The sequence below is a fragment of the Streptomyces sp. NPDC030799 genome (assembly GCF_055572255.1).
This window is the reverse complement of record NZ_JBVIDS010000001.1, coordinates 636,982-656,971: the sequence shown is the minus strand read 5'-3', so window position 1 is coordinate 656,971 and position 19,990 is coordinate 636,982. Positions and strand designations below refer to the sequence as shown.

General features: G+C 68.0%; 18 protein-coding genes. 8 read left to right on the top strand and 10 right to left on the bottom strand.

From position 1 onward, the window contains the following. Window positions 1-41: 41 nt before the first annotated feature. The 4 genes from ACZ41I_RS02905 to sbnB all read right to left on the bottom strand — a co-directional run bounded on the left by ACZ41I_RS02905 (window position 42) and on the right by sbnB (window position 5,552). Window positions 42-872 carry an AfsR/SARP family transcriptional regulator gene (locus ACZ41I_RS02905; protein WP_363215407.1) on the bottom strand — a complete coding sequence of 277 codons (831 nt, stop codon included), beginning with the start codon at window positions 870-872 and terminating at the stop codon, window positions 42-44. A gap of 182 nt (window positions 873-1,054) precedes the next feature. Continuing rightward, the gene (locus ACZ41I_RS02900; RefSeq protein WP_363215408.1) at window positions 1,055-3,271 is read right to left on the bottom strand and encodes an MMPL family transporter; all 2,217 of its coding nucleotides are present in this window, start codon (window positions 3,269-3,271) and stop codon (window positions 1,055-1,057) included. 223 nt (window positions 3,272-3,494) lie between these two features. Beyond that, window positions 3,495-4,472: a 2,3-diaminopropionate biosynthesis protein SbnA gene (sbnA, locus tag ACZ41I_RS02895; RefSeq protein ID WP_363215409.1), complete on the bottom strand. Its 978-nt coding sequence runs from the start codon at window positions 4,470-4,472 to the stop codon at window positions 3,495-3,497. Window positions 4,473-4,487: 15 nt separating this feature from the next. Continuing rightward, window positions 4,488-5,552 carry a 2,3-diaminopropionate biosynthesis protein SbnB gene (sbnB, locus tag ACZ41I_RS02890; RefSeq protein ID WP_468513012.1) on the bottom strand — a complete coding sequence of 355 codons (1,065 nt, stop codon included), beginning with the start codon at window positions 5,550-5,552 and terminating at the stop codon, window positions 4,488-4,490. Between the two features lie 292 nt (window positions 5,553-5,844). Between sbnB and ACZ41I_RS02885 the strand changes: the two genes are divergently transcribed. The 8 genes from ACZ41I_RS02885 (at window position 5,845) to ACZ41I_RS02850 (ending at window position 14,063) form a co-directional block, all read left to right on the top strand. Then, the gene (locus tag ACZ41I_RS02885; protein ID WP_363215411.1) at window positions 5,845-7,395 is read left to right on the top strand and encodes a tryptophan halogenase family protein; all 1,551 of its coding nucleotides are present in this window, start codon (window positions 5,845-5,847) and stop codon (window positions 7,393-7,395) included. A 19-nt stretch (window positions 7,396-7,414) separates the two neighbouring features. Further along, on the top strand, window positions 7,415-8,716 hold the full coding sequence (locus ACZ41I_RS02880) for a cation:proton antiporter (protein WP_399773855.1): 1,302 nt from the start codon (window positions 7,415-7,417) through the stop codon (window positions 8,714-8,716). Then, on the top strand, window positions 8,713-9,237 hold the full coding sequence (locus ACZ41I_RS02875; RefSeq protein ID WP_468513011.1) for a flavin reductase family protein: 525 nt from the start codon (window positions 8,713-8,715) through the stop codon (window positions 9,235-9,237). Before ACZ41I_RS02880 ends, ACZ41I_RS02875 begins: the two co-directional genes overlap by 4 nt. A gap of 144 nt (window positions 9,238-9,381) precedes the next feature. Continuing rightward, window positions 9,382-9,708, top strand: a complete 327-nt coding sequence (locus tag ACZ41I_RS02870; protein WP_363215414.1) for an ArsR/SmtB family transcription factor — start codon at window positions 9,382-9,384, stop codon at window positions 9,706-9,708. After that, window positions 9,705-9,938, top strand: a complete 234-nt coding sequence (locus tag ACZ41I_RS02865) for a hypothetical protein (protein ID WP_363215415.1) — start codon at window positions 9,705-9,707, stop codon at window positions 9,936-9,938. The genes ACZ41I_RS02870 and ACZ41I_RS02865 overlap by 4 nt, the downstream gene beginning before the upstream one ends. Continuing rightward, on the top strand, window positions 9,935-10,723 hold the full coding sequence (locus ACZ41I_RS02860) for a sensor domain-containing protein (protein WP_468513010.1): 789 nt from the start codon (window positions 9,935-9,937) through the stop codon (window positions 10,721-10,723). Before ACZ41I_RS02865 ends, ACZ41I_RS02860 begins: the two co-directional genes overlap by 4 nt. Continuing rightward, complete coding sequence (locus tag ACZ41I_RS02855) at window positions 10,720-11,517, top strand: ABC transporter ATP-binding protein (protein WP_468513009.1); 798 nt, start codon at window positions 10,720-10,722, stop codon at window positions 11,515-11,517. Before ACZ41I_RS02860 ends, ACZ41I_RS02855 begins: the two co-directional genes overlap by 4 nt. Beyond that, on the top strand, window positions 11,514-14,063 hold the full coding sequence (locus ACZ41I_RS02850; RefSeq protein WP_399773863.1) for an FtsX-like permease family protein: 2,550 nt from the start codon (window positions 11,514-11,516) through the stop codon (window positions 14,061-14,063). Before ACZ41I_RS02855 ends, ACZ41I_RS02850 begins: the two co-directional genes overlap by 4 nt. Before the next feature lie 70 nt (window positions 14,064-14,133). Here the strand turns inward: ACZ41I_RS02850 and ACZ41I_RS02845 are convergent, their stop codons facing one another. The 6 genes from ACZ41I_RS02845 to ACZ41I_RS02820 form a co-directional block, all read right to left on the bottom strand. Beyond that, complete coding sequence (locus ACZ41I_RS02845) at window positions 14,134-15,165, bottom strand: ArsR/SmtB family transcription factor (protein ID WP_399773866.1); 1,032 nt, start codon at window positions 15,163-15,165, stop codon at window positions 14,134-14,136. A gap of 150 nt (window positions 15,166-15,315) precedes the next feature. Beyond that, the gene (locus ACZ41I_RS02840; protein ID WP_363215420.1) at window positions 15,316-16,248 is read right to left on the bottom strand and encodes an ATP-binding cassette domain-containing protein; all 933 of its coding nucleotides are present in this window, start codon (window positions 16,246-16,248) and stop codon (window positions 15,316-15,318) included. Between the two features lie 43 nt (window positions 16,249-16,291). Then, window positions 16,292-16,510 (bottom strand): MbtH family protein, encoded by a 219-nt coding sequence (locus tag ACZ41I_RS02835; RefSeq protein ID WP_363215421.1) that lies wholly within the window; start codon window positions 16,508-16,510, stop codon window positions 16,292-16,294. Window positions 16,511-16,608: 98 nt separating this feature from the next. Further along, window positions 16,609-16,842 carry a hypothetical protein gene (locus ACZ41I_RS02830; RefSeq protein WP_363215422.1) on the bottom strand — a complete coding sequence of 78 codons (234 nt, stop codon included), beginning with the start codon at window positions 16,840-16,842 and terminating at the stop codon, window positions 16,609-16,611. A gap of 353 nt (window positions 16,843-17,195) precedes the next feature. After that, window positions 17,196-17,720, bottom strand: coding sequence for a hypothetical protein (locus ACZ41I_RS02825; RefSeq protein WP_468513008.1), 525 nt, complete (start codon window positions 17,718-17,720; stop codon window positions 17,196-17,198). Beyond that, window positions 17,720-19,987: a hypothetical protein gene (locus ACZ41I_RS02820; RefSeq protein WP_468513007.1), complete on the bottom strand. Its 2,268-nt coding sequence runs from the start codon at window positions 19,985-19,987 to the stop codon at window positions 17,720-17,722. Before ACZ41I_RS02820 ends, ACZ41I_RS02825 begins: the two co-directional genes overlap by 1 nt. Window positions 19,988-19,990: the final 3 nt, after the last annotated feature.

The following is a 19,990-nucleotide window of genomic DNA, read 5'->3' as shown; positions in this document are numbered from 1 at the left end:
GGTGTACGCCGAAGAATTCAGCCCGGTGCGCTTCCGTGACGTCAGGAGGGCAGACCGGAGGAGGCGGGGACCCGCCTGGGGCGGCCGAGCACCACGTCCTGCTTCAGGATCGCCTGGTAGGTGAAGTGCAGGGCGGGGCCGGGTTCCAGGGCCAGATCGTCGGCGAGGCGTCGGCGGGCTCCGTGGAACACCTCCAGGGCCTCCCGCTGCCGCCCGTGGCGGTAGAGCGCCAGCATCAGCAGCTCGCTCAGCCGCTCCCGCTCGGAGTGCTCGTTGGCCAACTGGCGCAGTTCGGACATGGAGATCCTCTCCGCGTCGACAGCCAGCTTCGCCGCGGTCAGGTCCTCGAACGCGGTGATACGGCGTTCCTCCAGGTGAACCGCCTGGATCCGGCAGCGTGCCGAGTCCCTGGTCTCCATCAGCGCGGGCCCGCGCCACAGGGCGAGTCCCTCTTCCAGCTTCGCAATCGCCGCGACGGGATGGTGCTGCAACAGGTCGGCGCCGGCGTCGGCAAGGACGAGGAACCGGTGCGCGTCCACCGCCTCGGGTGATACGTCCAGGACGTATCCATGGCTGTCGGTGCGGACGATCCTGTCGCCCGTCCGGCCGGTCACCGAACCCAGCAGCCGGCGCAGCCTGCTGACGACGGCCTGCAGGGCATTACGGGAATTGACCATCGGCTGGTCACCCCACAGCTCGTCCACGAGTTGATCGAACGAGACCGGAACCCGGGGAGACATGGCGAGGAGCGTCAGAACAGTGCTCGCTCGCTTCGACGCCACAGCGGACCGTCGTTCTCCGCAGGACAGAGTGAGCGCTCCCAGAACGTTGATGTCCACGGCGATAACCCCCGTAATCGGCGAGACTGGCATGGACCAGTTTTCGCCAGGTAACCCCAGCGGGGAAATATCACTTGCCCGGCCGCCACGGAGGCGGATGGTATGGCTCGGCCGGCCGGCGCCCGTCTCTGCCGCCCACGGCGGAGGTACCGCATATCCAGGACGCCGGACCGGCGGGGGATTTCCGGTCCGGCGTCCGCTCGGGGGCCCGACGGCTAGTACTGCTGGTGCATCTGAGCCGTCGGGACGGTGGCCGGCGCAGTGCCGGCCGGTGCGGGTACGGCGTTGCGCTGCGCCCGCCGCACCTTGCGGGAAGGCCACCAGCTCGCGTTGCCGAGCAGGATCAGGGCGCTCGGCAGGATCATGACCCGGATGACGAAGGCGTCGAGCAGGACCGCCACCGCGAGGCTGAAACCGATCTGCTTCATCTCGGCCAAGTGCAGGAGCATGAAGCTGGCGAACACCGTGACCATCACGACCGCAGCGCTGGTGACCACCTTGGCGGACTTGCTGATCCCTTCGATCACCGCCTGCCGGGTGGGCACCCCCCGCAGCGCTGCCTCCTTGATCCGGCTGACGACGAAGACCTGGTAGTCCATCGAGAGCCCGAAGAGGATCACGAACAGGAACAGCGGCACCCTGGAACCGATCGCGTGCGTCGCGCTGCTCTCGAAACCGAACACCGTGGACGCCCAGCCCCACTGGAAGAAGGCGACCACCAGGCCGAACGACGCCCCGACGGACAGCACATTGAGCAGCACGCCGAGCAGGGCGATGGCCGCCGAGCCGAACACGAACAGGGTCAGCACGAAGGTCAGCAGCAGCAGGAATCCGACGACCACGGGCAGCTTGCTGTTCTGGTGTGCCAGATAGTCGGCGTCCTGGGCGACGGGCCCACTGACGTGGAACTCGGTGTCCGGCACCTTGCCGAGCGTGGCCGGGAGATAGTTCTCGCGCAGTTCCTTCAGCGATCCCGAGGCCTGCTTGGAGCTCAGGTTGAAGGGCACGGACAGGTTCATCACGCTGATCCGGTGGTCCGCGGTCGACACCACTTCGGGCTGCTTCTTGGAGAACATCGGGTCGGCCTTGGCCCGTTCGGCCAGGTCGGTCAGTGCCGAGCGCACCTGCGCCGTGTGTCCGGCGTCGGTCTTCACGACGACCCAGTGCTCGGCGAGCAGGTCGGGGAATGCCGCGTTGAGCCGGTCGAAGACCTTCATCTCCGGGATCGACCGGGAGTGGGTGGCGACGTTCAGCACGCGCAGATGCATGCCGAACGCGGGCAGCGCGAGGCCGATCATGACCAGCACCGACACCACGAGGGTGCGCACCGGATGGTTCCTGGCAGGGCTCAGCAGCGCGGACGAGAACCGCCCGGCCTGGTCGGTCTTGGGCCGCTTGACCCGCTTGCCGCGCCGGGCCGCGCGGGCGGCCTTGTTGTCCAGGCGCTGACCGATCTTGACCAGCAGGGCCGGCAGCACGGTCATCGAGCTGAGGACCGCGACCAGGACGACCACGATCGTACCGATGGCCAGCGACGAGAAGATGACATCGGTGGCGAGGAAGAGGGTGGCGGTGGACAGTGCCACCGCGAGGCCGGAGACCGTGATCGCCCGGCCCGAGGTCGCGGCGGCGATACCCACCAGGGCCCTCGGGGTGAGCCGGCCGTCGGCAAGGGCCCTCTCCTCCCGTTCCCGCTTGAGATAGAAGAGCGTGTAGTCGACGCCGACCGCCATGCCGATCAGCATGATGACGCTCTTGCCGACGCCGGCGTCGGGCACCAGATGGGAGATCAGCTGGGACAGACCCATGGAGGCGCCGATCGAGGAGACCGCGAGCAGCAGCGGCACACCGACCATGATCAGCGACCCGAACACGACCAGCAGGGTGATCAGGGTGACCGGGAAGGTCCACTTCTCCGAGGTGGCGAGGTCGTCGTCACGCGACTTGTCCAGGGCCCGGTCGACCGAGGCGTCTCCGGTCTCCTCGACGCGCAGGTCCGGGTGCCCCTTCTGAACCTCGGCGGTCTGCTCCAGCAGCGGATCGATGTGCTGCGGAGCCTCCAGCCGGGGGCCGTTGACGGTCACTTCGACCATGAGCATCCGGCCGTTCTTCGACCGCACCGGATCGGCGACCTTGAGGACTTGCGGTAACCGCTTCATCCGGGCTGCGACATCCTGTGCGGCGCTCCGGGCCGCTGCGCCGACCTGCCCGCCGGACGGATCAGTGATCATGATCCGTTCGGCAGCTTTGTGCTGCAGCTTCCCCTCCGCCGCGATGGCTTCGGCCTTGCCGGCCTCGCCGACCCAGAAGTCCTTGTCGCCGGCGTTGTGCGTGCCGACGGCGCCTCCCAGGACAAGACAGAGAGCGACAAAGACGAACCATCCGACGATGGCCCGCCAGGGGTGCAGCGCACTCCAGGTCGCCACCCTCACGGTAAGTGGCCGTTTCCTCACTGCCCAACTCCTTAGCGGTAGTCACTCTTACCCAACGGGTGTAAGTCAGAAATTACAGGTGCAGCTCTGGACCGTCAACCGTAAGCTCCCGCCGAGTCGTCCACCGAGTCGTCCGCCGGACACGACGCGGCCCCTGTCACCTGCGGGGCAGGCGACAGGGGCCGCGCGAAGAGCGAGCAGGACCCGGCCTGATCGCGGGGCATCAGTGCGCCCGGATCGAACCAAGGTCCAGTGCGTGAGCTCCGTAGATGTCGCTCACCCAGTTGCTCTGGTACAGGGAATCGAGATAGCGCTCACCGAGGTCCGGAGAGATCGCCACTGCCGTGGGAGCCCTGCCCTCCCGGTGCTCGGCCAGCCAGCCGAGCGCGCCCGAGATGACGGTTCCGGTCGATCCACCGAGCAGGAAGCCGCCTCCGGCCAGCCGGTGGGCGACACGGATCGCGTCGATCTCCGGCACATGGACCACATCGTCCACGTACGAAAGGTCCAGCAACTGCGGCCGCACACCGGACCCCAGGCCCGGGATCATCCGAGGCGCGGGCGGTCCGCCGAAGGTGACGGAACCGACGGCATCGATGGCGACCACGGTGACCGGACGCCCCGAATCCTTGAAGTATCTGGCGCAGCCCATCAGCGTCCCGGTGGTGCCCGCACCGACGAACAGCACGTCGAGATCCGGGAAGCGTTCGGCGATGGCCGGCGCCGTGGTGCGGTAGTGGGCGCGCCAGTTGCACGGGTTGGCGTACTGGTTGAGCCACAGACAGCGGCTGTCGGACGCGCACAGCTGCCGTACGTAGTCGATCCTGGCGCCGAGGAACCCGCCCTCGGGGTCGGGGTCGGTGATCATGTGCACCCGAGCGCCCATGGCTTCCATCAGCCGTCTGGTGTTCAGGTTGCAGCGGGTGTCCGTCACACACAGGAACTGGTAGCCCCGGCTCGCCGCGATCATGCTCAGGGCGACACCGAGGTTCCCCGACGACGACTCGACGAGGATCGAGTCCGGTGTCAGGACGCCCTTGCGTTCGGCGTCGGCAATCATCTCCGACGCCGCCTTCAGCTTGATCGATCCGGCGAAGTTGAAGCCCTCGCACTTCAGGTAGAGCGGCGCGTCGAACACACTGCGCAGGTCCACATAGAGGTCGTCCACATGGAAGTCCTCAGGCACGGAGATCACTGGCACTTGGGCCTCCTGCCCTCAGGAACGACCGCTGGTCGTGCCTCGCCCATACCTGTCCACCTCGTGGAAGAAGCCCTCGATCACCTGGGCCTCGCCACGCCTCAGCACCTCGTCGTACACGTGCTTGCCGACCGCGAGATCGAGGATCCCGAGCCCGAACGGCGAGAAGATCACCGGGCGGTCCGCCGGGATCTCCACCTTCCCGGCCAGCACGTCGTACAGCGTTCCGTCGATGAACTCCCGGTTCCCGGTGAGCTTCTCGGTCAGGTGGGGCGACGTGTCGGCCTTCAGGCAGTGCTCGACGTCATCGAGCACATTCGCCGAGGCCAGCAGGATCTCGGGGGCCAGATCGCGCAACGAGACGTTGAGGACCAGCGGGTTGTGTGCGAACCAGCCGGGCTCGTGCACATGCGGAGCCGCCGCGACGGTCGCGAAGACCACCAGGTCCGAGGAGCGGATCAGATCCTCGGCGCTGTCGTGGACCGTGATCCGGCCGCTCTCACCCGAGCCCTCCAGATATGCGCGGAAGTCCCCCGCGTACGCGGCGGACAGATCGTGCACACCCACCTCGTCGAACTGCCAGCCGGCGCCGGAGAGATAGGTGTGTATGTGGCGGGAGATGAACCCCGTACCGACGAACCCGACCTTCTTCGGCCGGGCACGCCCCGAGGCACGGGAGAGCCGGTCCGCGGCGAGCGCCGCGGAGGCCGCCGTACGAGCGGCGCTGATGATCGAGCTCTCCAGACACGCCAGGGGGTAGCCCGTGTCGTAGTCGTTCAGCACCAGTACCGCGGAGGCCCGCGGGATCCCCGCTTTCACGTTCTCCGGGAAGCTGGAGATCCACTTCAGCCCGTCGACCCGCGTCCCACCGCCGAGGGAGGCCGGCAGCGCGATGATGCGGGCGGAGGGGCGGTCCGGGAATCGCAGGAAATACGACGGCGGGTTCACCGTGTCACCTTCGCCGTGCACCCGATAAGCCGCCTCCACCAGATCAATGGTGCGCTGCTCATGACCGGTCAGAATGCTGTGCACCTGCGAGCCAGGGATCACAGCGAACGGCGGAACAAGTTCTTCCTTCGTCATCCACAACTCCATTGCAATGGGAGGGCGGAGCGATTCCCACCCGATAACCCTGTTCGCATGGTGCCCATTGCCGCTGACAGCGGACTGACGTCTCTGCAGGGAACCCGGATCCGACGGTCGCTCGACCCCCTCCAAGGGGCCCCACCTGCGCCCTTCAGTCATCACTTAATCATCTACCCGGCGATTTGGCCAACTCCTAGGCTCAGTACTTGGTGGCGCCACCCAAAGTGTTTCAACGCACCGGGAAAGCCATCGAATTCCGCAACTCGTGGAGCTATCGAAGGAGTCGTCAATGCTGAACAAAGTCGTGATCGTGGGCGGCGGAACAGCGGGATGGATGACGGCCTCGTACCTCAAGGCCGCGTTCGGAGAGCGAATACAGGTCACCCTCGTCGAGTCGGGCAAGGTCGGTGCCGTCGGAGTCGGCGAGGCCACCTTCAGCGACATCCGTCACTTCTTCGAGTTCCTCGGGCTCAAGGAGAAGGACTGGATGCCGGCCTGCAACGCCACATACAAGCTCGCCGTCAGGTTCGAGAACTGGCGCGAGCAGGGGCACTACTTCTACCACCCCTTCGAGCAGATGCGCTCCGTCAACGGCTTCCCCCTGACGGACTGGTGGCTGCAGCAGGGACCGACGGACCGGTTCGACAAGGACTGCTTCGTCATGGCCTCGGTCATCGATGCCGGCCGCAGCCCGCGCCGGCTCGACGGCACGCTCATCGACCAGCCCTTCGACGAGGGCGCGGACGAAATGCAGGGCCTGACGATGTCCGAGCACCAGGGGAAGACCCAATTCCCCTACGCCTATCACTTCGAGGCCGCGCTGCTCGCCAAGTATCTGACGAAGTATTCGGTGGAACGCGGCGTCCAGCACATCGTCGACGACGTCCAGCAGGTGAACCTGGACGACCGCGGCTGGATCAGCGGCGTCACCACGGCCGAGCACGGCGACATCACCGGCGACGTGTTCATCGACTGCACCGGCTTCCGCGGCCTGCTGCTGAACAAGGCGCTGGAGGAACCGTTCGTCTCCTACAAGGACACGCTGCCCAACGACAGCGCGGTGGCCCTGCAGGTCCCGATGGACATGGAGCAGCGCGGCATCCTGCCGTGCACCACCGCCACGGCACAGGACGCCGGCTGGATCTGGACGATCCCGCTGATGGGCCGGATCGGCACCGGGTACGTCTACGCGAAGGACTACCTCTCCCCCGACGACGCCGAGCGGAGGCTGCGGGAGTTCGTCGGTCCCGCGGCGGCGGACGCCGAGGCCAACCACATCAAGATGCGGATCGGCCGCAGCCGGAATTCGTGGGTCAAGAACTGTGTGGCCATCGGTCTTGCCAGCGGATTCGTGGAACCGCTGGAGTCGACCGGCATCTTCTTCATCCACCACGCCATCGAACAGCTCGTCAAGAACTTCCCCGGCGCGGACTGGAATCCCACGCAGCGCGATCTCTACAACAAGTCGGTCGCCCATGTCATGGACGGCGTACGGGAGTTCCTGGTCCTGCACTACGTCGCGGCGAAGCGAGCGGACAACCAGTACTGGCGGGACACCAAGACCCGGGTGATTCCCGACGCGCTCGCCGAACGCATCGAGACCTGGAAGACCCAGCTCCCGGACTCCGAGACGATCTTCCCTTACTACCACGGTCTGCCCGCGTACTCGTACATGTGCATTCTGCTCGGCATGGGGGGTATCGACCTGCAGCCGTCCAAGGCGCTCGCGCTGTGCGACGGTTCGGCCGCCGAGCGGGAGTTCTCGGAGATCAGCGCAAAGACGCAGCGGCTGATCGAGGTGCTGCCCAAGGCGTACGAATACTTCGCCCACCAGCGCTGAGCGGACGGCAGACCGAGAAATGGAAACGCTGGGAAGGCATGCCCTGGACCTCGCGCCGGACGTCGTCCACGCCGCAGTGGCACTCGCCTTCATCCTGCTGATCGCCATGGCGGGCAGGGCCGCTGCCCGGATGCTGCGCCAGCCCGAGGTCATCGGGGAGATCGTGACGGGGCTGCTCGCCGGTCCCGCCGCGATCGCCCTGCTCGGGCGGGACACCTTCGGGACGGTACTGCCGGGCTCCGTGCTCGACCTGCTCAAACTTGTCTCCAAGGCCGCGGTGGTGCTCTTTCTGGTCGGCCTGGCCCACAAGCTGGGATCCGGTCCCGGCAGGCCTCCGCGCCGGAGCACGGCGTGGGTGGCGGCCGGCGCCCTTGTGCCACCGCTGCTGACGGGCATGGTCCTGGCCGCACTGGTCCTGCTCTTCGACGACACCGCGGCGCGCGGCAGCGCCCCCTTGCCCGCGTTCGTCCTGATGGTCGCGGTGTCGATGTCCATCACGGCCGTTCCCGTCATGGCCCGGATCCTGCACGACCGGGGGATGACGCAATCGGCCGCGGGCCGCACGGCGCTGGCCGCAGCCATCCTCATCGACGCGGTGGGCTGGCTGCTGCTCACGGTGGCCATCGGTCTCGGCAACGGCAACCTCACGGGTTCGCTGCACTCCGTCCGGGCACTCGCGTTCGGTGCGGTGTGCGCACTGGCCGTCCGTCACACACTGCGCAGCCGGGTCGCCCGGCGCGCCTGTGTGCGGCGGCCCCGTACGGTGGCGGTGCTGCTCGGCGCCACGACCCTGGGGGTCGCTCTCACGATGGAGCACCTCGGCATGACAGCGATTCTCGGTGCCGCCCTGGTCGGCCTGTCGATCCCAGCGGACGAACAGGCCCCCTGGGAACGGACGGTGGCCATGGTCTCGCACGTGGGCAGCGCCCTCGCGCCGGCGTTCTTCGTGGTCACCGGGATCACCGTGCTCACCGGCTCGTTCGCCGACATGTCATGGCAGCTGCCGGTCTCTGCCGTCGTGCTCGGCTGTCTGGGCAAGGGGCTCGGCGGGTATCTGGGGGCGCGTCGCGGCGGCCAGCCCGGGAGTGCGGCACGCCGGATCGCCGTCCTCATGAACACCCGAGGACTCACCGAGCTGATCGTCCTGCAGGCGGGTTTCAGCGCCGGGATTCTGACGGCGCCGATGGTCCTGGCCCTGATCGTGATGGCGCTGACGACAACAGCCCTGACGGGGCCGCTGCTGAGCCTTCTCGACCAGCGGGAAGCCGTCCACCTGACGTCCGAAACGGTTGCCGTGGCAACAGAAAGCAGTGTCCGATGACCGATCGCACCCTGAACCTCGGTGCGGAGGCCGACAAGGCGACACCCGACGGCTTCCGGACGATGATGAGCGGCTTTCCCAGCGGCGTCAGCGTGGTGACCACCACGGGCGGCGACGGAGCGCCGCGGGGTATGACGTGCTCTTCGGTGTGCAGCGTCTCGCTCGACCCCCCGACGCTGCTGGTGTGCCTGCGCAAGGGCAGCCCCACCCTCGAAGCGATCAACGAGCGGGGCGGCTTCGCGGTGAATCTGCTGCACGAAGGCGCACGCGAGGTGGCGGAGCTGTTCGCCTCCGGCGCCCCCGACCGATTCCACCGGGTCGCGTGGGAGCAGGCGGCGGACGCGGCAGGACCGCATCTGGTCGGCGACTCGCACACCGTCGCGGACTGTGACGTGGTCATGAGCCAGCCGACCGGCGATCATGTCACCGTCTTCGGCGAGGCTCGCCTGATCACCCACCGGCACGGCCGTCCGCCGCTTCTCTACGGGCTGCGGCAGTTCCACTCCTGGCCCCGTATCTGACGCCGCGTCACCGAACGAACAGCGCCGCCCGGCCCGCCCCTTCCCCCGAGGGGCGGGCTTTCGTACGGCTGCACACCTTTGACGGCGCGTACCGTCATGTGTAAGTTTCGACTTACACACCCGGACGCTCGGAGAGGGTGAGCCATGACAAGCGAGGATCTGCTGGCAGTTCTCGCTGCCATCGGGCACCGGCAACGCCTCCGCGCCGTCGCGGAACTCGCTGACGGCCGGTTGTACGTCAGCGAGTTGGCCAGGCGCCTGGAGATGTCCCGGCCGCTGCTCTACATGCATCTGGAGCGTCTGGAGAAGGCCGGTCTCGTCGTCGGGAACCTGGAGCTGTCCCAGGAGGGCAAGGCGCTGAAGTACTTCGAACTGGCATCGTTCGACCTGCACTTGAACATCGATCTGATCGTCAGGGCCGTCGCAGAGGACACGGCAGAGCACGACCGAACAGAGGGGACCGCCACATGATCGGCGCTGTCATCACCATCGCCATCATTCTGCTTGTCGTCGGTGGCATCACAGGAAGCGTCGTCGCCTACTTCAGGCTGCTGCGACACCGTGCCGACGCCGCCGCCATGGCCGGATACCGAAAGCTGGCCGAGGAGGTGACCGCCGCCCAACTGGCTCTGCAGGGGCAGTTGGGGGCGCTCGACAAGCGGATCCAGGCGGTCGAGGGTCTGCTGCGGAGCGTCGGATGATCGCGCTGGAACCCGGCCGGCGGCTGCCGGTGCGGCGCCACCCGTTGCGGATGCTGCTCTCGGCCGCCCCCTGGCACGCCACGGGGTATCTGGCCAGCTATCTGGTGACCGGCCCCGCGCTGTTCGCCGTCGCGACGGCCGCCGTCCTCCTCGGGGTGGTGTTCATGCAGTTCACCCTCACCGTGGCACTGACCGTCGGCTCGGCCTGGGTCGTACGCTGTTGCGCCCAGGTCGAGCGGGGCCGGGCGGTACTGGTCGACCGGCCGATTCCGTACGCCTATCAGGAGCCCCCGAAGCCGGGCCTGGTGGAGCAGCTCAAGGCCCGCTGCGGCGACCCCGCGTTCTTCCGGGACTGCGTCTGCCTGGTCGTCCTGTTCCCGTTCCTCCTGCTCCTCGATCTCCTCACCCTGGTGGTGTGGCTGCCGCTCCTCGCCGGTGTCTCCCTGCCGCTGTGGTTCTGGACCATCACCTCCCGTCAGCCGGACGGCAGCCTGATCAACGGTGCATGGATCGGCGGGCCCGACGACGGCGACCCCGGCCTGTGGATCGACAGCTGGCCCGCCGCCCTGACCACGGCGGTGATCTGCCTCGCCCTCGCCCTGTGCGCCTCCTACCTCGTCGTCGCCGCCGCCCGGCTGCATCTGACCGTCACCCACCGTCTGCTCCGCCCGCCCCCCGACCCCCTGGCACAGATCAAGCGGATCCTCGCCGAGCCCGGTCCTCTTGCGCGCGCGGCGGCCGACCCGCGGCACGCCCTCACCACGAGCGAAGGACACTGCCCATGAAAGCGACGCCGAGCGTGCTCACCGAGGACGTCGTACACCTTCAATCCGTACGCAAGATCTACGGCAGATCGAAGAACCAGGTGGCGGCCCTCGACGGCGTGACCATCAGCCTCAAGCGGGGCACCTTCACCGCGGTGATGGGGCCCTCCGGGTCCGGCAAGAGCACCTTCCTGCACTGCGCGGCCGGACTGGACCGCCCCACCTCCGGGTCGGTGGTTCTCGACGGCATCGACCTCTCGCCGCTCAAGGAGCGCGAGTTGACCGAGTTACGTCGCGAGCGGATCGGCTTCATCTTCCAGGCGTTCAACCTGCTTCCCGCGCTGAACGTGGTGGACAACGTCACCATGCCGCTCAGGCTCGCAGGCCGCCGGCCCAAGAAGGCCGCGGTGGACGAGGTACTGGAGCGCGTCGGCCTGGCGGCGCGGCGCACCAACCGTCCCGGCGAGCTCTCCGGCGGGCAGCAGCAGCGGGTCGCCATCGCCCGGGCGCTGATCACGAAACCCGCGGTGATCTTCGGTGACGAACCGACCGGCGCCCTCGACACCTACGCCGCCCGCGAGGTGCTGACGCTGCTGCGGGAGGCGGTCCGGCACGCGGGGCAGACCATCGTGATGGTCACCCACGACCCGGTGGCCGCGTCGCATGCCGACCGCGTGCTGTTCCTCGCCGACGGACAGTTCGTCAGCCAACTGGACCGCCCGACCGCCGACCAGGTGGCCGAGCGCATGACACACCTCGGCGCCTGGGGCCTGGACTCGGCCGCGGTGCGGGCCGGACACGGGGTGTCCCGGTGATCGGAGTCGCGCTTCGCACCCTGCGGTTCCACAAGGGCGGATTCATCGCCTCCTTCATCGCGCTGTTCTTCGGCGCCACGATCGTGATCGGCTGCGGCGGGCTGTTCGAGACCGGTCTGCGCAGCGACGCGCCCCCACGGCGGCTGGGCGGCGCCCCGATCGTGGTCACCGGCGACCAGAGCCACCCCGGCACCCACGGGGAGTACGTCTTCTCCGAACGCCTCCGCCTGGACGCCGGACTCGCCGGCACGATCGGTGCGGTGCCCGGGGTCTCCCGCGTCCTGCCCGACGTGTCGTTCGACGCGACCGTGCTGCGGGACGGCGGCAAGGGGTCCGCCGCCCGGGTCACGGGCCACGGCTGGTCCTCCGCCCTGCTCGCCCCGTACCGGATCACCGACGGCACCGCGCCGTCCGGGCCCGGCCAGATCGCGCTCGACGCGCGGTTCGCCGCGCGGGCCGGTCTGAACCCCGGCGGACGGGTCGAACTCCTGGCCGGCGGTGGCGTCGAGCGGTTGAAGGTCACCGGCCTGGTCGGCGGCTCCGGCGCGGACAACGCCGTCTTCCTCTCCGACCGGGCGGCCGCACAGGCCGGCGGACGCCCCGGCAGGGTCGACAACCTCGGCGTGCTCACCGAGCCCGGCGCCGACCTCGGCCGCGTCGTACAGGACATCGAGAAGGCGGTGGAGGGCAAGCCCGTCACCGTACTCACCGGGGACAAGCGCGGCTGGGCGGAGAACCCCTCCATCATCACCGACGGCACCAAACTGGTCACCCTCGCCTCGGTGTTCGGCGGCCTGTCCGCGATGGTCACCGTCTTCGTGGTGTCCAGCACCATGGGTCTGTCGATCCAGCAACGGCAGCGTGAGATGGCCCTGCTCCGGGCGATCGGCACCACGCCCGGCCAACTGCGCAGGATGATCCTCGGCGAGACGCTGTTCGTCGCCCTCATCGCCACCGCGCCGGCCTGCTACCCCGGTCCCCGCGTCGGACGCCGGCTGCTCACCGCCTTCGCCGACGGCGGCGTGGTGCCCGACACACTGGCGTACCGGGCCGGCTGGATACCGATGGTGACCGGCGTGGGCGCAGCGCTGCTCACCGCGCTCGGCGCAGCCTTCATCTCGGCGCGGGGCGCGACACGTACCCGGCCCACCGAGGCACTCGCCGAGGCCTCTCTGCAGCGCAGGTGGTTCAGCATCCCCCGACTGGTCTTCGCGCTGCTCTTCCTCGGCGGTGGCACCGCGCTCGCCCTGGTCACCGCGCACCTGGACGGCCCCATGGCCGGCAGCACCGCGACCCCGGCGGCGATGCTGTGGACGGTCGGGTTCGGACTGCTCGGTCCCGGCCTCGCCAAGGTGATCGCAGCGGTGCTCCACTGGCCTGTGCGCGTGGTGACGGGACTGTCCGGCCGCCTCGCCACACTCAACGCGAAGGCACGCACGAGCCGTATGGCCGGAGCCGTGATGCCGGTCATGCTGGCCACCGGCCTGGCCACCGCGCTGATCTACCTGCAGACCACCCAGTCCAGGGGGGCGCAACAGGCGTTCGACGACAACATGCGGGCTGATCTCGCGGTCACCTCCGTCTCCGGTGGCCTGCCGCTGTCCCTGGTGGACACGGTCAGGAAGCAGCCCGGGGTGGCGGCCGCCTCCGCCCAGGTCTCCAGCCTCGGATACCTGGAGCCGAGGACGCCGCCCACACAGTCCGAGATCGACGAAGGGGACTTCGAGCCCACTGAGATGCCGTTGCAGGGTGTCACCTCCGAAGGAGTGGCCGGCACCACGGCCTTCCGTGCCAGGACCGGCACTCTCACCGCGCTGCACGGCAACACCGTCGCGCTGCCCGCGTCGAAGACCGACGGGCACAAGCTCGGCGACGAGGTACCGATGCGGCTGGGCGACGGTACGGAGGTCCGTCTGGAGCTGGTCGCCACCGTCGGCGCGCGCCGCGGCTACGAGACCGCGCTGGTGCCCGCCTCCCTCCTCGTCCCGCATACCGATTCCGGTCTCGTTCCGCAGATCACGGTGAGTGCCGCCCCCGGGACCGATCCCGCCCGGCTGACGCGGACCCTGTCGGCACTGGCCGACGCGCACCCCGGTCTGGACGTGCTTCCCCGGGCCGCGGTCAGCGCGGTGCACCAGGACGAGGACGACACGCAGGCCTGGATGGCGTACATGGTGCTCGGTGTGGTGATCGCCTATTCCACGATCGCTCTCGTCAACACCCAGGTCCTCGCGACCACCGAGCGACGGCGCGAGTTCATGCTGCAGCGGCTCATCGGGGCCACCCGGCGGCAGGTGCTGCGCATGATGACCGTGGAGGCGGCCCTGGTCGCGGTCGCCGGCATCGTGCTCGGGGTACTGGTCGCGGTGCTGACGCTGGTGCCGCTGAGCCTCAGCGTGCTGGGCTCGCCCGTGCCGGACGGCTCGCCGTGGATCTTCGCCACGGTCGTGACGGCTGCCTTCGCCCTGACGCTGAGCACCACGCTGCTGTCGGCGATGCTCGTCCTGCGCAACCGGCCGAGCGGGATGGTGGGCATCCGCGAGTGACGCGGCGCGGGGCGCTCGGCAGGGAATCCCCGGCCGAGCGCCCCGTGGTCTTCTCCCCGTGGTCTTCTCCCTACATGCCACAGGTACGTCGCAGGCGTGCGGATGACGAGGCATGCTGGATGACCTGTCGGCCGGTTCGGGCGGCCAGGGCGGGACGGGGCGCCTCGGCCACCGCGCCCGCCCTCGACGTGGAGCGCGACGGCAGACCGTCCAGCAGGGCCAGGCCCAGCGGGCTCACCGTGTGCAGTGCGGTGTTGCGGATACGGCGGGTGGTGATCAGGCCCGTCTGGCGCAGCACCGTGGCGTGCTGGCTGGCGCCGGCCGCGGAGATGCCGAGCCGGTCCGCGAGCTGGCTGGTCGTGCAGGTGGTCCGCAGCACCCGCAGGGCGGCCGCCCTGGTCTGGCCGACCAGAGCGCCCAGCGACTGGGTGCGGTCGTCGGGCGCGTCCCACAGGCCCGCGGCCCGTCGGGCGTCCGGCGGCGCGGCGAACGCCAGAACGAATTCCCCGCGCTCGCAATGCTTCCCGGTGAGCTGGGCCGGGCGGTGGTTGAGGAACACGGAGGGGACGAGCACGATGCCGCGTCGTTCGAGATGGACGTCCTCATCGGGGCCGCCGGGAATCTCCAGCCGCTGGGAACGCCACTTGGTCCCGGGGTGCAAAGTGGCCAGCAGCAGCTCCACCCCGCCGCCCATCACCACCCGGCGGCGCGCTTCGCATTCGGCCTCCAGATAGGCCAGCATGCGGTCCCAGTACGGCGCGACCGCCACGCGCCAGACCGCCGACAGACCCGTGGTGTCGCGGTGGGGCGGCATCTGCGCCATCAGGGGCATCTGGTGTGCCGCCCCGCGGGCCGCGCGGTCCTCGGCACGCTCGATCAGCCGCAGCAGCGCCTCGGGATCACTCTCGACGCCCCTGCCCCTGGAGCGCAACGGTGACCCGGAGGGCAGCTGTTCAGCGACCTGCCGACTCCATCGGACGTACGGCGGTCCCACCGGCCGTCCGAACAGGCCGGACGCGAAGGCGGCTTCGACGAGCGGCCCGGCGGTCGTCTCCAGCCGGGTCCTGGCGATGTCGGCCGCGGTGAAATGAATTCTCTGCATGAAGAACTCCCCCGTACCCGTTTTCAGTTGATCCTCAGGCTATGAGGATCAACTGAACCCGGCCAGGGCTGCGCCTGGTTCCCTGGTCGCTCGTCCGCCCCCGGAGCGGGGCGGTGGGGGGATTCAGCGAACCTCGGCACCAAGGCGTGTTCAGGCGGACTGGCCGGTGAGCGTCACGAAGACGTCGTCGAGGGTCGGTCTGCGCAGCGCGAAGTCGACCGCTTCCACACCCTCCTGCCGCAACGCGGAGGCGGCGTTCGCGATACCGGTCATGCCGTCGCCCAGCACGATGGAAACGCTGCGACTGTCCGGGTCCACGGACGGTTCGTCCGCCGAGATCCGGCGCAGCGCGGTGACCGCGGCGGACACCTCGTCCGGGCGCGCCACCACGATCTCCAGGCGTTCCTCGCCGACCTTCCGCTTGAGCTCGTCCGGGGTGCCTTCGGCGATCACCCGGCCCGAGTCGACGACGGCGATCCGGTCGGCGAGGGCATCGGCCTCGTCCAGATACTGGGTCGTCAGGAGCACGGTCACCCCGTCCGCCACCAAGGCCCGGACCGCGCTCCACAGCGCCATCCGGCTGACCGGGTCGAGCCCTGTGGTGGGCTCGTCGAGGAAGAGCACCGACGGTGTCGTGACCAGGCACACCGCCAGGTCCAGGCGCCGCCGCATGCCACCCGAGTAGGTCCCCACGGGCCGGTCCGCCGCATCCGCCAGATCGAACCGGTCGAGGAGCTGCGACGCACGCCCCCGCGCGGCGCGCCTGCCGAGATGGAGCAGTGAACCGATGAGAACGAGGTTTTCGCGGCCCGTGAGGAGTTCGTCCACCGCCGCGTACTGGCCGGCCAGGCCTATCCGTCGACGTACTTCGTGCGGCTGGCGCACCACGTCGAACCCGGCCACTTCGGCGCGCCCCTCGTCCGGTTCGACCAGAGTCGCCAACGTACGCACCGTGGTCGTCTTGCCTGCCCCATTGGGGCCGAGCAGGCCGAGCACCGTACCGCCGGCAACGGCGAGGTCGACTCCCGTGAGGGCCTCGTGCTGCCGGTAGCGCTTGCGCAGCCCGTCCGCCTGAATCGCCATGCTCACAGTTGGTCCTCCGACATCCAGGCGAATCGACGGATACTCAAGAGACCTGTGTGCCGGAGGCCTCGCGCAGACTGCGCGGGCGCATATCGGTCCAGTGCTCCTCGATGAAAGCCAGTGCGGTGTCCCGCGGGCTTTCGTCGAGGGCCACCTGCCAGCCCTGCGGCCGCTGGGCGAATGCGGGCCAGAGAGAGTGCTGGCCTTCGTCGTTCACCAGCACGAGGAAGGTTCCGTCCTGGTCATCAAAGGGGTTCGACACGTCATGCACTCCGGTGTCCGAGTCGTATGAGGTCCGGGCGCCTGGCCCGGTCCCTCATGCTCCCGGCGCACGCTGACACGGCGCTGACTGTCCCGGGCTCAGTCGACGCTGCGCAGCAGGCTCTCGACGGACTTGACCCGGTCGTGCAGTTGGGCCAACTGCCCCTGCAGCTCCTGCTGGTTGGCCACCGCTTCGGTGGCGAGCCTGCGGTACTCGGCCATGGCGACGGCGTCGGCACGGTGGCGCTGCAGTCTGAAGTACGCGACCACACTCGCCGTGATGCCCCCGATGACGATCAGGACGATGGCGATGGTGATGACAGCGCCGGTCATGTGCTCTTCCCCTTAGGCTCGTTGAGTTCCCGCGTGGGATCGTATCCGCCGTCAAGTGCTGGCCGGTCGGCTCCAGTTCGAAGCCCGCCAACTTCATATCGTCATCATCACTGTGCAGGAGGCTCGGCACTCGTCCCTATGGAGACGTGACGACGGACGACCCGGCAGGGGCGAAGGAGGCGGCCGTCCGCCCAGCCGTTGAGCGAACGGAGTCGACGGGTCGTGACGTCCGTGACGAACGGTGAGTAGCCATGGCCTACCGTGCGACACGGCCCGCTCCCAGCGCCGTCTGCATCTCGGCAGCACTTTCCTTGCTCGCCAGCACGACCCTGCTGGACTTCACTCCATGCCACCTAATCGGTGCAGTGGAACTTCTTGGTTTCTCGAGGGACGAAGTCGTTGACGAAGCGTTGGAGTTTCTTGTAGCCGGTGGGGGTGTTCTCGACACGGTCACCGAAGAAATAGACCACGAAGGACATGTATGCGGTTCGAGAGGTGCAAGTGGCCTGAACCACGGCGTGGTCGCTTCCGATCACCGCATGTCCAGGGAAGGACACGGCCCGCTCGGCGGCGTACTTGTACGGTGCTCCCACGGCCTTCCAGTCCACCGGGTCCGGGCTCCGGTCCCGCCGCATGATGTCGACGTACAGCACCCGGTGACCGTCGACACTCAGGGTGCAGCCCGCACCCGGCTGGGCTTCCAAGGCGGTGTACGTCTGCTTCACGGATCCGTCGTGCGGGATGAGTGGTGACAAGGTCGCCTTCGGCACAGAGACCTTGCAGAAGTCCGAGGGAACGGTGGCGTGGGTGCTGCAGCCCGCCGCTGCTGCCATGACGGCGCTGCACAACAGGGCCGCCGCCATGCGCCTCGGTGTCATCACTGAGCTCCCGCCAGGCCGCGGGCCTGTGCATTGCCGTTATTGGCCGATGTGTTGATCTGGTCGTACATGCCCTGTCCGTGCGAGTAGTCGGTGTGGGTGTCGGCCCAGTGGGAGTTGGCCGCGTACCACTGGTTGGCAATGGCGTTGAGCTGGTTCTGGCGATGGTGGAAGGTCGCCTGGCTGTCGCTTGTGAGCTTGTCCGCCTGATGCTGCTGTTCGTCCATGACCCAGGCAGTGGTGATGACGTCGGCTCCACGCTGCAAGGCGTCGCCATAGACCGGGACGAAGTTCAGCATTCCACCGGTGAGGTGGTAGCTCCACGCCTTGTCCCATGTGTAGTCGTGCTGGTCGCCCTTGAGTGCCAGGTACCGGCCCTCCTCCATGAAACCGACCGCGGTGCCGGCCGCGTGGAGGGTGTCTTCCGGGTGTCGCGAAGGGTCGTGAATGTCGTCCATGATCGCGTAGTTCATACCCGTGTGAAGCAGATTGTAGGAGTCCTGGCTCCGCGATATCTGCTTCGTCATCTCCAGCACCTGGTCACGGCTCAGCTTCGGGCCGTCGACGGGGTGCCGGGTGTCGCTCGGGTCGCTCATCGCCACATAGGTCTCGTGACCGTGATTGGTCATGATCTTCGCCATGTCGTCGCGTAGGGACGGCGGCATGTCGTCTCCCTGCTTGGACAGGATATCCAGTGCGTGCACGAACACCCTGTTGTTGGCGTCCGTGTGCGACGTCGGTCCCACCGGGCGGGGTCCGTGCGGGTCGATGCCGGTGGCTGCTGCGGTCAGAGCGTCACCCAGTCCCCTGCGATCGTCGATGTCCTGTACATCGGACGTATCGATTTCTCGGTTCCCCTGCCAGTCAGTGGTGTTGACGACATTCCAGTCTCGGTCCTTGAGGAGGTAGTGGAGACGGTCGTCAGTGCCGCCCGCGTGCGGGTCGAGATAGCCGGCGGCTGCCTCCGGGTCACGCCCCATGATGCCCAGGGCGCCGTCAACCGGGTCATTGGCGAACCAGCCGTCGCCATTCTTGCTGTCGAAGTTACCGTACAGATCCCAGACGTTCGGGCGGTCCTTCTCCGCGGCGATCGCACCGTCGGCGACATCGGACAGGAACTGCGGTGAGTAGCCGCTATGTCCCTGCTGCATCAGCGTGACCAGACTCTGGTAGCCGCGCACCTGCTGACCGTGCCCCTTGGTGACCATCTGGATCTTTTCCCCGGCGGCCTTGAGGTCGTACTTGTCGGCGCCGTGTTCCCTCAGGTCGTTGCCGAACCTGATGTAGAACTGGGCGTCGTCAGTCCCCAGCCAGTTGTCGAAGGCATCGTTGTACCCCTTGGACCCGAAGGGCAGGTGTTTTCCGTTCGCGTCCTTGAAGTCCGGGATACGAGTGGCGGTCGCAAGCGAGTCGGCAATGCCTCCGTTGATCTGGAGGTAGGCGTTCTTGTCCTTGGTGTCGTCGAAGTACGCCAGGTCGTCGATCTTGTTGGTGAGCTTGAGGGTCTTGTCCGCACCGAGGGAGTTGAGGAGAGTCTGGCTGAAGACCTTGTCGTGGGAGTTGTCGCGCATCAGGCGCTGCCACTCCTTCAGGTCGTCGCCCTGCAGCTTGTCGCCGTTCAGGATCTGGTCGGCATACTGCTTGGCCTCGCGGGCCTCGTACACCTCGATGTCGCCGACGGCGGAGCCGTTGAAGGTGTGGCCGCCCTGCCCCACCGCGTCGTCGAAGGCGCGCTGGATCCAGCTCTTGATGCCGGCGGCCTCGTGGAGAGCGAGCCTGACGCCCTGGTCGGCGTCGTCCACCTTCTGTACGGCGTCCTTGATCTTCTTCGTCCAGGCCGCTTCAGCATTCTTCGCCTGGGACACGTACTTGGGGTAGTCCTCGTCGTGCCGCATCGGGGTGAGCTTGCTGAAGTCGTAGACCGCCTCGCCCTGGCTGTTGACGGTCATGTGGTCCGCCTTCACCTGCTCGACGACGTCGTTCACGTTGCCGATCAGTTTGGAGAGCTGCTGATGGGCGTCTCGCAGGATTGAGGCGATGGCGCGGGCTTCGGTCTGTGCATCCTTGAACTGCTGGCGAGTGGCAGCCAGTTGCGCGGCCCTGACTGCGGCAGTGAGGCCTGCCGTGTCCTCGGTCGCGGCCGACTCCACCTTCGCGGCATAGAGGGTCTCCAGGTCCTCGAAGCCGCTGGCCATGTCCTCCCAGTCGGTAGCCGCCGTCGTCAGAGTACCGAGCTTGATGGTGACCACGTCCTGATAGCTGAGCATGCC

Coding starts and splice junctions, on each gene's coding strand:
- ACZ41I_RS02905 (WP_363215407.1), bottom strand. CDS start 872: ATGCCAGTCTCGCCGATTACGGGGGTTATCGCCGTGGACATCAACGTT.
- sbnB (WP_468513012.1), bottom strand. CDS start 5,552: ATGACGAAGGAAGAACTTGTTCCGCCGTTCGCTGTGATCCCTGGCTCG.
- ACZ41I_RS02885 (WP_363215411.1), top strand. CDS start 5,845: ATGCTGAACAAAGTCGTGATCGTGGGCGGCGGAACAGCGGGATGGATG.
- ACZ41I_RS02880 (WP_399773855.1), top strand. CDS start 7,415: ATGGAAACGCTGGGAAGGCATGCCCTGGACCTCGCGCCGGACGTCGTC.
- ACZ41I_RS02875 (WP_468513011.1), top strand. CDS start 8,713: ATGACCGATCGCACCCTGAACCTCGGTGCGGAGGCCGACAAGGCGACA.
- ACZ41I_RS02870 (WP_363215414.1), top strand. CDS start 9,382: ATGACAAGCGAGGATCTGCTGGCAGTTCTCGCTGCCATCGGGCACCGG.
- ACZ41I_RS02865 (WP_363215415.1), top strand. CDS start 9,705: ATGATCGGCGCTGTCATCACCATCGCCATCATTCTGCTTGTCGTCGGT.
- ACZ41I_RS02860 (WP_468513010.1), top strand. CDS start 9,935: ATGATCGCGCTGGAACCCGGCCGGCGGCTGCCGGTGCGGCGCCACCCG.
- ACZ41I_RS02855 (WP_468513009.1), top strand. CDS start 10,720: ATGAAAGCGACGCCGAGCGTGCTCACCGAGGACGTCGTACACCTTCAA.
- ACZ41I_RS02845 (WP_399773866.1), bottom strand. CDS start 15,165: ATGCAGAGAATTCATTTCACCGCGGCCGACATCGCCAGGACCCGGCTG.
- ACZ41I_RS02840 (WP_363215420.1), bottom strand. CDS start 16,248: ATGGCGATTCAGGCGGACGGGCTGCGCAAGCGCTACCGGCAGCACGAG.
- ACZ41I_RS02830 (WP_363215422.1), bottom strand. CDS start 16,842: ATGACCGGCGCTGTCATCACCATCGCCATCGTCCTGATCGTCATCGGG.
- ACZ41I_RS02825 (WP_468513008.1), bottom strand. CDS start 17,720: ATGACACCGAGGCGCATGGCGGCGGCCCTGTTGTGCAGCGCCGTCATG.
- ACZ41I_RS02820 (WP_468513007.1), bottom strand. CDS start 19,987: ATGCTCAGCTATCAGGACGTGGTCACCATCAAGCTCGGTACTCTGACG.